The following is a 10,186-nucleotide window of genomic DNA, read 5'->3' as shown; positions in this document are numbered from 1 at the left end:
AGAAGTGTGCTCTTCAGATCTTGGTCCCGCCGCGACCGGCTGCGCATCCGCTACGACCGGTAGCGGAAGCGGATCCGGCCGCGGCTGAGGTCGTACGGGCTGAGCTCCACGAGCACCCGGTCCTGCGGGAGGATCTTGATGTGGTTCTTCCGGACCTTCCCGCTGATGTGGGCGAGCACGATGTGCCCGTTCGGGAGTTCCACCTTGAAGTTGGCGTTGCGCAGGCACTCGACGACGATGCCTTCAACTTCTATGCCATTGGCGGTTTTGGTCATGGCTCTCACCTCTTCGTTCCTTGGTTCACTTGACGCTGTGGTCGGCTGGGAAGCCGCGAACGCCCGGCGGGGCGTCAGCGACGGACGAGTTCCAGGGTGCTGCCCGCGCGCCGGGCGCCGATGCCCTCGAAGAGAGCGGTGGCGGCCGCGTTGGACTCCGTGACCTCGGCCCAGACCGAGGCCGTCCCGCGGCGGTGCAGCGCGTCCAGCGTGTCGGCCAGCAGCGCGCGGGCGATGCCGTGGCGCTGCAGGTCGGCCCGGACGGCGATCAGGCCGATCCGCGGCTGCCGGGTCACCGGTGCCAGCCGGAGCAACCCGACGTACCGGTCGGCCTGTCGGGCCACCGCGTACTTCGACGGGTCGACCACGGTGGTCCCCGCCGGGCGGGGCAGCACCTGGGCCGGCATCGCCTGCCAGCCGGGACCGGCCTCGATCTCGGCGTGCAGGACCTGGTCCAGGGCGCGCAGCGGCGCCTCCTCCGCCTGGCCGAAGGGCACGATGGTCACGCCCGCCGGGGGCCGCACCGGGCCGAGCCCGGTGACCTGCGGGTCGGTGGGCACGACGTAGCCCCACTCGCGGCGCACGGTCGTGAAGCCGGCCCGCTGCCAGGCGGAGATCGAGTCGCGGTCGGTTTCGTCGGCCACCGCGTACAGCGGCGCCGGCAGGTCCGCCGGCATCGCTTCGGCGATGCGGTCGAAGACCTCACCGTGCCACGCGTCGATGCTGACGAAGAGTCGGCCGTCTGGCCGGAGCGAAGCGTCGCCGCGGCCGACCACCTGGTCGCCGTCCACGGCCTGCCACTCGGTGTCCGACACCCGCGTGACCACAACGCCGGTGCTGGGAATGGAATGCGAAACGTTCATGGTGTTGCCTTTCGGAAGTGCCTTCTTCGAGGCGCTCCCGGGCGACACCAAGGTCAATCGCCCGCCGTGACGGAAAGGGGGAGCACCCACACGGATACAGCCTTCATGGGTGTCACCTCCTCGCGTTGTCTCACGGCTGCGCAGACAGTAGCAGCCTCCGATGTGCCCGCCCAACCCATTTGATTGATGCACGGGGGTCCGCCCGCACGCCCGTGGCGGGCGAACCCCGGTGGACGGTCAGGCGAGGGTCTCGCAGAGGTTCTCCACCTGGTGCTGGACCAGCACCTCGACCTGGCGGTCCGGGTGCGCCAGCAGCACCGCGCCGCCACTGAACGGGTAGTCGCCGACGGCGTGGTACGGGTTGCCGTGGTGGATCTCGGCGGAGATGTGCGAGGTCCGCGGGACGACCCACAACAGCCTGCGCGCTTCCCACGCGGCGCTGATCGAGGCGGCCTGGCCGCGGCTGCGCACCAGCTTCGACACCGACCTCGCCTGGCGCTGGCAAGTCCAGCGCGAACAGGGGCTGCGCGGAATGCTGGCCGGCCTGTATCCGGGCAGCCGATGGCGCGGCAGCACGCTGGAGATCGCGGTCGCCAAGCAGGTGGAAGTCCGTCCGGAGGGCGGTGGTGTCCTGCTAATGCCGTCCGCGCAGTGGACCGGGGAGCCGCTGTGCGGCCCGCTTCCGGACAGGTCGCTGCTGCTCTACCCGCGCTCACCCCGCTGCCCTACCTCGCCGAGGAGTCGCCGACACCCGGGGCGGACCCGGACGAACCGGCGGCAGCCCTGCTCGGGCGGACCCGCTCCGCGATCCTCCGGCTGACGCTACGCGAGCCGACCTCCAGTCAGCTCGCCCGTGAACTGGGCATCTCGGTGGCCAGTGCCTCCGAGCACGCCCGGACGCTGCGGCGGACCGGGCTGGTCAGCACGGTGCGGGCCGGCCGAGCGGTGCGACACAGCTGCACGCAGCTCGGCCATCGGCTGCTCGCCGCCGCGCAGGCTCCAGCACCGCAGCCCGCCCGGCCACGCACGGTCGGCGGCAACGTTCTCCTCCCTGCTCCCCACCATCAACTTCCGGGCGCCGCCAGCTGACGAGCCCACGACCCCTGCGGGGCCGGCCGCCACGAGTCGGAGTGAGCCAACCGGCCACGCACGGGCACGTACGGCATCGACGCCCCCTGCAGCACGCGGCGGTCACAGCCTTGACGGATGCCCTTTGGGGGATCCGCCCGGGGAAGCCGAGGCGGCCGCCGGGGACAGGGGAGTTCCGAAGTCGAGCATCCGCCGGTCGTATTCCCTCTGGTGCGCTCGGATCTCGTCCGTGTTGTCGATAGCCCAGGTGTGCAGCCGGCTGAACGGCTCCCGCAGGGATTCGCCGAGCTGGGTCAGCGAGTACTCGACCCCGACCGGCGAGGTCGGCAGCACCCGGCGCCTGATCATCCCGTTGCGCTCCAAGCGGCGCAGAGTCTGGGTCAGCACCCGCTGGGTCACCCCCTCCAGCTGACGCTTGATTTCGTTGAACCGCTTGGGCTCGCTGAGGACCGTCAGTACGGTCATCGACCACTTGTCGGCGATCTGCTCGAGGATCGGGCGGCTCGGGTCGTCATTGGGTCGACGGGCGCCGTCGACGGCGGCGCCGGCCTCGGAAGTGGCCATGATGCTCCCCCTCACATGCGCGGCACACAGCAGGAAGTGCGCCGGAAACATGAGCATGCCACATCAGGCTGGTATTCAGTTATATATGGTCATATTGAACAACATTGCTGTGTTCCGAGGCCCCTCAGCCGATCGCGCGGGACGTGAACCCCCTGATGCCGATCGCCGCGGCGACCAGCAGCGCGAAGAGCAGCACCAGGACATCGGTCCACAGGGCGATGGACGCGTGATCTGGCAGCGTCGCGGCTCGAAGGCCCTCGCTGACGTAGGTCAGCGGATTGAGCGCGGAGATCACCTGGAACCATCCGACGTGGCCGAGTGACGACCACGGGTACTGGACGGATCCGGTGAACGTCACCGGGGCCAGAACCAGCGCGAAGGTGACACTGATGCGGTCCGGGGCGATCACCGTGCCCAGGACCAGCCCGATGCCGGCACCGGTCGCCGAGCCCAGTGCGAGGACGAGCAGCACACTCGGCCAGGCCGTCAGCGCCCAACCGGAGGTGCCGAGTACGAGGAAGCCGGTCGGGGCCATGACCAGCCCGGCGAACAGACCGCAGAGCGTCCCGAAGACCAGCTTGGCCACGGCCACCAGAGGTCCCGGCAGCGGCGCGAGCAGCCGGTCCTCGATCTCACCGGACCAGGAGAAGTCCATGATCAGCGGCATCGCGGTGTTCTGCAGGGAGACCAGCAGCGCATTGAGCGCCATCACACCGGGAAGCAGCGTCGCGCCGAAGTCGCCCCTGGTGTAGCCGGCTTCGTCCAGCACCTTGCCGAAGACGAAGAACAGCAGCAGCGGTTGGACGATCACCTGCACCAGGAAGGCGGTCGGCCGCCGGGTCGTGGTGAACACGTCGCGCCACAGAACCGCGAGGAAGGTCCGCAGCACCGACCCGAGATCGTACCGCGGCCGCCCCTCGGCGGCATCAGGGCGCGCGTCCTGCTCTGCGGTCTCCGCCGACGTGGTCACCGCAGTTCCCTTCCGGTCAGACTGATGAAGACGTCCCGCAGGCTCGGTCTGGCGACCGACAGGTCGACCAGGTCGGCCCCCTCCCCCCGGTCCACGACGGTGCGCAGCACATCCGGCAGCAGCGTGGCCGGGTCCTTCTCCGTGCGTACCCGGAAGCAGCCGGACGACGCGTCGTGTTCGACGGCGTCGGCGCCGGGCAGCTCCGCCAGCGCGGCGGCGATCGTGTCGGCCGACTCCTGCGTGACGCGGGCCTGCGCGGTGATCGTGGCGCCGCCGGGGAGCGCCGCGGTGAGCGCGCGCGGCGTGTCCAGCGCCAGCAGCCGACCGTGGTCGACGATGCCGACGCGGTCGGACAGGCTCTCGGCCTCGTCCATGTCGTGCGTCGTGAGCACCACGGTGACGCCGCGGTCGCGCAGTTCGCGGATGCGCTCGTGCAGGAAGAGCCGCGACTGCGGGTCCAGCCCGGTCGAGGGCTCGTCCAGGAACAGCACCTCGGGAGCGTGCATGAGCGCCCGCGCGATCACGACCCGCTGGGCCTGGCCGCCGGAGAGCCGCTCGACCCGCTGGCCGGCCTGGTCGGTGAGCCCCATCAGTTCGAGCAACTCCGCCGCGCGGCGCAACCGTTGCTCGCGACGGACGCCGTGGTAGCGGGCGTGGAAGAGCAGGTTCTGTCGCACGTCCAGTGAGCGGTCGAGGTTCTGCCGCTGCGGCACCACGGCCAGCAGGCGTTTCGCCGCGGCGGGGCGGGCCACCACATCCGTGCCGAGGACCAGGCATCGGCCCGAGGTCGGCAGGATCCGCGTCGTCAGCACGCCGACGGTGGTGGACTTTCCCGCCCCGTTCGGGCCGAGCAGGCCGAAGACCTCACCCTTCGCGACGGTGAAGCTCAGACCGTCGACGGCGGGCGGCGCCTGCGGATGGTAGCGCTTGACCAGGTCGGTGACGGTGACGGCGTGGTTCATCTCGTGCTCCCCTCTCCCGCGGTCCGGCTACAGACGACCGCCGCTGTCGACGAAGCCGATCAGGTCCTGGATCCTGTCCATCGCCGTCACCCCGTTCACGTCCTCGACGGCCCGGGAGACCACGTGGCAGACCAGGTTGCGCTCCAGCTCGCCGATGCCGATCCGGTACATGTTCAGATACAGCCAGTTGAGGACGACCCGGTACTGCTGGAAGGTGTTCCAGCCGCCGAGTTGGTCGGCCGCCCCCCGGTGGCCGCCGAGCGTTCGGTGGAACGGGCTGCGGTCGGACCAGGCGCTCCAGCTCGAACCCCACTCCTCCGGTTGGCCGTTCGCGTCGGTGTCGAGCGCCAGCTCCCCCGCCCGGATCAGCTCGTTGGCCTGGTTGCGGTAGCGCAGCAGGGTGTCGAGCAGGCTGCCGAACGGCAGCACCTCGTGGTGGTCGGCCGTCGCGGTGATGGTGACGACCCGTTGCCTGAAGCGCTCCGCATTGGTCTCGTAGACCCGGTCGAACCGCTCGCGCAGACCGTCGGGGTGCTTGGCCAGGAAGGCGTCGGCGTGCCCGCGGTAGGAGAGGTAGCCGTAGGTCACCGGCGGCAGGAACCGGTGCGCCGCCGCGATGAACAGGTCGACCGCGAGCGCCATCCTCGAACCGCCGCCGCGGACCCGGTCCAGGACGGCGAAGACGGTGTCGTTGGTGTCCACGTAGTAGTCGGCGAGCAGGTCAGCCGCGGCCTGCCCACCGAGGACGGAGAGGCGCCGGTCGAAGGGCTCGACCTCGACGGAGTTGTTGGCCGCCCACGGGGTCAACGGCCCCTGCTCGCGCTCGTACCGGGCGAGCCGCCGATGCTGCTCCAGCGCGGCCTGCTCGTCGAGCACCGCCGTGGACGGGTGCGCCCGCAGATACGCGCCGAGGATGTCCGCCATGGCCGGAGCGACCACGGTGTCGAAGGTCTCGGCGCTCGCCTGGATCGGGATGCGGACGTGCGGCCCGCGCCGCCAGTGCGGCTGGAACCAGACCCGGGAGGTCGCGGGGGCCACGGCGCGAAGGAACGGGCGCACCGCGTCGAGCAGCAGATCGGTCCGGTCGCCGTCGTGATGGTAGACGTTCACGCTTCGCCAGGAGGACTCCGTCATCGCCCATCTCCTTGACAGTTCAGCTCGATCAGGAATTCGGTCACCCGTGGCAGGCCCTCGTGGTCGGTGAGCGCCGTCTCCGGCTCCGGCACGACCTCGGAGAGGACCGCCGCTGCGGCCGGATCGGCGGCCAGCTTCTCGAAGGCCAGCACCAGCGGCGGCGAGCCGATGTCGACCAGCATCGGCTTTCGGGCCCGGTCGCGGGCGAGTGAGCCCGCCGAGCCGTCGCCCAGTCGCAGCACGGAGACGAAGAACCGGGGTGGGATGCCGTGTTCGGTCAGCCAGGCTGCCAGCAGGAACAGGAAGTCCGCGTCGGACTGGCCGGCCGCGCGGCGCGGTAGGGTCCCCGGCTGGGCCACCCAGGCGGCCCGTCTGAGCACCACGCGCCCGACGTCGAGCCGCGGCGCGTGCAGGACCCGGCCCGTCCCGGTCCCCGCGGCCGCGTCGTGCTGCAACGGCTGGTCGGGCCGGAGCAGGATCGGGTTCTCGCCGAACGCCTCCACCAGCAGGGCCATCACCGGGGGGAGCTGTCGCTCGTAGGAGAGCCCGCCGTGGACGGGGCGGACGGCCGTTCCGTCGTCGAGCAGGACCGGCAGACCGTCTGCTCCCACGCCGACGGTCAGCCGGGCGGGCGGCGGGTAGTCGAGGCGCTCCGGCAGGGCGAACTCGCGCTGGTTGAGCGAGGTGGCCAGGGTCTGCGCGAACTCGGCGTACCTGGCCCCGCCCGGATGCACCGCCGCGACGGGGAGCGGATCCTCGCCGACGGCGCTCAGCAACCGGCGCAGCTGGGACCGGCCGCGGCCGAAGCCGGAATTGACCGCGTTGACGACCAACTGCCCGCCGTCGTACTGGGCGTAGACCGCGACCGACCCCACCGGGCGCACCCAGGCCGGGAGCGCGTCCAGCACCCGTGCGATCCGCCGCCGGTCCGGCAGCGAACGCCGGACCTCGCCGATCAGGCCGACCAGTCGGCGCACCTCCGCGATCGGGCTGGCGGCCAGGGTCCCGGTCAGCCCGGTCGCGGCGAAGGCGACGGCGGCCGGGTGCAGGCGCATCGCCTCACGGCCGCCCCGGACCAGCTCGGCGTAGAACCGGTCGAACGGCACCGGCGTCCGCGCTCCGAACCGCTCCCTGACGAACGAGGCGACCGCCAGCTTGAACGGCAGCGTGTGGTCGAAGACGGCCAGCAGCCGGCAGGCGAGGGCCAGATCGTCGAGGGCCGCCTGCCACGACGGCAGACCCGCCTCGACCACCACGCCGGGGATGACCGACTGCTCGGTCACCACGTCCCGCAGCCTTCCGGTGACGCCGAGCGGCGCGAGGCGTTCGGACAGCGTCGCCCCGAGCGCGGCCCGCCCGGATCCGTCGGCGTGCGCGTAGGCGCGCAGCGTCTCCCGGACCGGCGCCAGCTCGGGCGCGCACCGCGTCAACTGGCCGAGCGGGTCTGGGCCGTGCTCGTCGAGATCGGACCGGGCCAGCAGCAGTCCGGCTGCCAGCAGCGAGCGCAGATACCCGGCGGCCTGTTCCGGCGGTGCGGGAAGTCCGGCGGTCAGCTCGGCGAGGGTCGGCCGGGCCGCGGCGGCCCGCAGGCAGTGCCGCAGCGACGCGGTCAGCGGCAGGCTGAGCAGTTCCTCCCGCGGCGCCGGGCCGAGGAACTGGACGGCGCCCGACACCACCCGTGCGCTCGGGTTGACGGCGACCCGTGTCCTGGACGCCCCGGCCCGTTCTGCGGCCAGCGGGACCAGCGCCGCGAGGTCGAGCTCGACGACCGACCGGGCCGACGCGGTCGCGGTCCAGCGCAGCGCCGGACCGTCCGGGACGAAGCGGCCCAGGCCGCTCGCGGTGAAGGTGCTGAACGGGCTGGTCTTGACGGCGGCCCGGGCGACGTAGACGGCCAGCCGGATCAGCTCCCCTCGGCCCGGCCTGCGCCGCAGCACCTCGCGCAGGGTGGGGCTGGCATGGGCGAGGCCCTGGTCGAAGCGGGGGTGGTTGCCGATCTCCCGCAGGTCGGCGGTCACGGCCCGCTCCGCCTCGGCCAGCAGCGCCGGCAGCTCCGCGCGCTCGGCCCGGTACCGGCCCACGCTGTGCCCGAACTCGGCGACATCGGCGGCCAGTTCTTCGCCGAGGGCGGCGGCGACCAGCGGATCGGCCAGCAGCCGCGAGGTGTCCCGCAGCTGGTGCACGCGGCGCCGCAGTGCGACCAGCTTCGGCTTGGCGGCCGGGTCCGGGAGCGCTCCGATCACCGCGTGGCAGCGGTCGGACAGCGCGGCCGCGCGGGCCGTCAGTTCGGTGGCCGTGTGCGCCGTCGCCAGCAGCGCGTGGCGCAGCCGCTTGTCGACCAGCCGCTCGGTCACGGTCGCCGGCAGGCCCGCGACCCGGACCCCGAAGGTGGGGGCAACGGTGGTGGGGTGATGGCTGCTCATGGGAACGGGTGGGGGTGGGGGTTGATGTCGGCGTCGGTGAGCGGGTACGGCGCGTGGCCGAGCCGGTACGGCACCTCTCGCAGCCGGGGCAGGCCGGTGGTCCGCCGGTTGCGGTGACCGAAGGTCATCGGCAGCGCGCCGGGCGCGATGACCTTCACGCAGTGCAGGCCGGCGGCCTGGTGCAGCGACGCGGTCTGGTCGACGACCACCACGTCCATGCCGCCCGCCAGCATCCGGCCGACGGCCTCGGTCAGGTCGTCCCGCAGGTCGGCGTGGTGCGGCCAGGGGCCGCGGCCCAGGCGGTCCCAGCCGACGGTGCGGTCGGGGCCGGAGAGCAGGAAGGAGAAGCGGTCGAAGGCCTCCGGGGTCGCGCTGCACAGCGAATGGTCGGTCATCACGCGCACCAGCTCGGGATCGGCCGTCATCCGCCGGGCCCGCTCGGCCTCGGCGGGGTAGCGGCGCAGCTCCTGCTCGACGATGGGCGCGAGCTCGCCGAGGGCGCTGAGCACGGCGGCGGCCGGGTCCAGGGCCGATCCGCTGGTACAGACGACCTGGGGCCGCGCGGGGTCGCCGCTGGTGTCCTGTGCCAGCACCCAGAACGCCGGGATCGCCTCGGCCAGGGTCGTGTCGAAGACCCGCACCTGGTAGCCGGTCCGCTCCAGGCGTTCGACGACCAGCCCGATGCGCGGGTCGGGCGCGCGGGCCAGGTCGACCTCGGGCACCGGCATCCTGGCGTACCAGGTCATCAGGAAGGCGTCGCGCTCGACGACCTCCAGGATGCCGTGCAGGATCGCCTCCTCCAGGCAACCGCCGAGCGCGCAGCCGTTGGAGATCTCGAAGGTGAAGGGCTTGTCCGCCTCGGCCCCCGGCTGCCAGGTCGTCCGGTAGTAGGCGTGGCTCTCCGGGACGAGCACCGGCCGGGCGAGGCCGAACGAGTATCCCCACACCCAGGACACCACCGCGTCCTCGGTGAACGGCTGGTAGCGGCCGTCCGGGTCCGGGTGGCGCTCCGGCGGGAACAGGCCGAGCGTGCGCGGGTCGAGGGCGTCGTCCGCGAGTTCGGCGTAGCTGCCGCGCACCGTGGTGCGCTTGCCCCAGGGCCACTGGCCGCCCAGACGTTCCAGGGCCTCGGCGACCGCGGTGACCCGGCAGGAGGAGTAGTCGCGGCCGCGCCCCCAGCCCGCCTCACCGCGGTAGCCGTACTCGGCCAGGACCGCCTCGGCCAGCGGGAACCGTGCGTCCCGCATGCCGTTCGGCGGGGCGACCACGCCGGTCTCGGCGTCCACGTACCGGCCGGTCAGCTCGGACTCGGAGAGGTCGCGAACCCTGGTGGCCCCGCGCCGCGGCTTGGGCCGCGGCCGCAGGGCGATCGTGGCCAGGGCGGCGCTGTCCTCCGGCGGCGCCGCGCAGACCCGGCACAGCGGGTCGGGCAGGAACGAGTGCCGGGCGAGGGAGAGGTCCCGCAGGCCCAGGTACCAGCAGCAGTCCGCGGCCGCGCCGGTGTGCAGCAGCTCGCGCACGGTCTCGGCGGCGAAGGAGGACAGCCAGAGCGAGGGCCGCTGCGCGATCCGCTCGTCCTTGCGCAGTTCGGCGGTCCACTGGTCGCGGCGGGGCGCGGCGGACCGCCAGGTCTGCACGCACCACGCGCAGCCGGGCTCGCCGGGCCGCACGACCGGGCCGATCACGACCCGGTCGAGCTCGGTCCACACCGGCAGCCAGGGCTCGCCCCGGTCGTGCGCGGCGGCCCAGTCGCCGGTGTCCCACCCGTCGTGCGCCACCACCAGAAGGGACGGCGGACGCCTGGCGATGGCGTCGGCCAGCAGGCCGTCGCCGAGTACCGTCTCACTCATGCGCCCACCTCGCTGCGCTCGGCGGTCTCTTCGCTAAACGCGCACCTTTCGATGAT

General features: G+C 72.5%; 10 protein-coding genes. 1 reads left to right on the top strand and 9 read right to left on the bottom strand.

Annotated elements, in window-relative coordinates; all coding sequences use genetic code 11:
* Positions 1-50: 50 nt before the first annotated feature.
* The 3 genes from infA to ACWC9T_RS14105 form a co-directional block, all read right to left on the bottom strand.
* Positions 51-275, bottom strand: coding sequence for a translation initiation factor IF-1 (infA, locus tag ACWC9T_RS14115; RefSeq protein WP_449821296.1), 225 nt, complete (start codon positions 273-275; stop codon positions 51-53).
* Positions 276-349: 74 nt separating this feature from the next.
* Positions 350-1,138 carry a GNAT family N-acetyltransferase gene (locus ACWC9T_RS14110; RefSeq protein WP_449821295.1) on the bottom strand — a complete coding sequence of 263 codons (789 nt, stop codon included), beginning with the start codon at positions 1,136-1,138 and terminating at the stop codon, positions 350-352.
* 237 nt (positions 1,139-1,375) lie between these two features.
* The gene (locus ACWC9T_RS14105; RefSeq protein ID WP_449821294.1) at positions 1,376-1,621 is read right to left on the bottom strand and encodes a hypothetical protein; all 246 of its coding nucleotides are present in this window, start codon (positions 1,619-1,621) and stop codon (positions 1,376-1,378) included.
* A gap of 186 nt (positions 1,622-1,807) precedes the next feature.
* Here ACWC9T_RS14105 and ACWC9T_RS14100 point away from each other — a divergent pair, with 186 nt between their 5' ends.
* Entirely contained in the window at positions 1,808-2,227 is a 420-nt protein-coding gene (locus ACWC9T_RS14100; protein WP_449821293.1) for a winged helix-turn-helix domain-containing protein, read from the top strand.
* A 102-nt stretch (positions 2,228-2,329) separates the two neighbouring features.
* Here the strand turns inward: ACWC9T_RS14100 and ACWC9T_RS14095 are convergent, their stop codons facing one another.
* From ACWC9T_RS14095 to ACWC9T_RS14070, 6 genes are all read right to left on the bottom strand, one after another.
* Entirely contained in the window at positions 2,330-2,791 is a 462-nt protein-coding gene (locus ACWC9T_RS14095) for a winged helix-turn-helix transcriptional regulator (RefSeq protein ID WP_449821292.1), read from the bottom strand.
* Positions 2,792-2,915: 124 nt separating this feature from the next.
* Complete coding sequence (locus ACWC9T_RS14090) at positions 2,916-3,761, bottom strand: ABC transporter permease (RefSeq protein ID WP_449821291.1); 846 nt, start codon at positions 3,759-3,761, stop codon at positions 2,916-2,918.
* A complete protein-coding gene (locus tag ACWC9T_RS14085) occupies positions 3,758-4,723 on the bottom strand; it encodes an ABC transporter ATP-binding protein (RefSeq protein WP_449821290.1) in 966 nt (321 codons plus the stop codon). The genes ACWC9T_RS14090 and ACWC9T_RS14085 overlap by 4 nt, the downstream gene beginning before the upstream one ends.
* A gap of 27 nt (positions 4,724-4,750) precedes the next feature.
* Positions 4,751-5,857, bottom strand: coding sequence for a thiopeptide maturation pyridine synthase (locus ACWC9T_RS14080; protein ID WP_449821289.1), 1,107 nt, complete (start codon positions 5,855-5,857; stop codon positions 4,751-4,753).
* Positions 5,854-8,280: a lantibiotic dehydratase gene (locus ACWC9T_RS14075; protein WP_449821288.1), complete on the bottom strand. Its 2,427-nt coding sequence runs from the start codon at positions 8,278-8,280 to the stop codon at positions 5,854-5,856. The genes ACWC9T_RS14080 and ACWC9T_RS14075 overlap by 4 nt, the downstream gene beginning before the upstream one ends.
* Positions 8,277-10,130, bottom strand: a complete 1,854-nt coding sequence (locus tag ACWC9T_RS14070; RefSeq protein ID WP_449821287.1) for a TOMM precursor leader peptide-binding protein — start codon at positions 10,128-10,130, stop codon at positions 8,277-8,279. Before ACWC9T_RS14070 ends, ACWC9T_RS14075 begins: the two co-directional genes overlap by 4 nt.
* Positions 10,131-10,186: the final 56 nt, after the last annotated feature.

It is taken from the genome of Kitasatospora sp. NPDC001159 (genome assembly GCF_053598235.1).
Note: the sequence above shows the minus strand (reverse complement) of the source record. Positions and strands in the feature narration are given on the sequence as shown.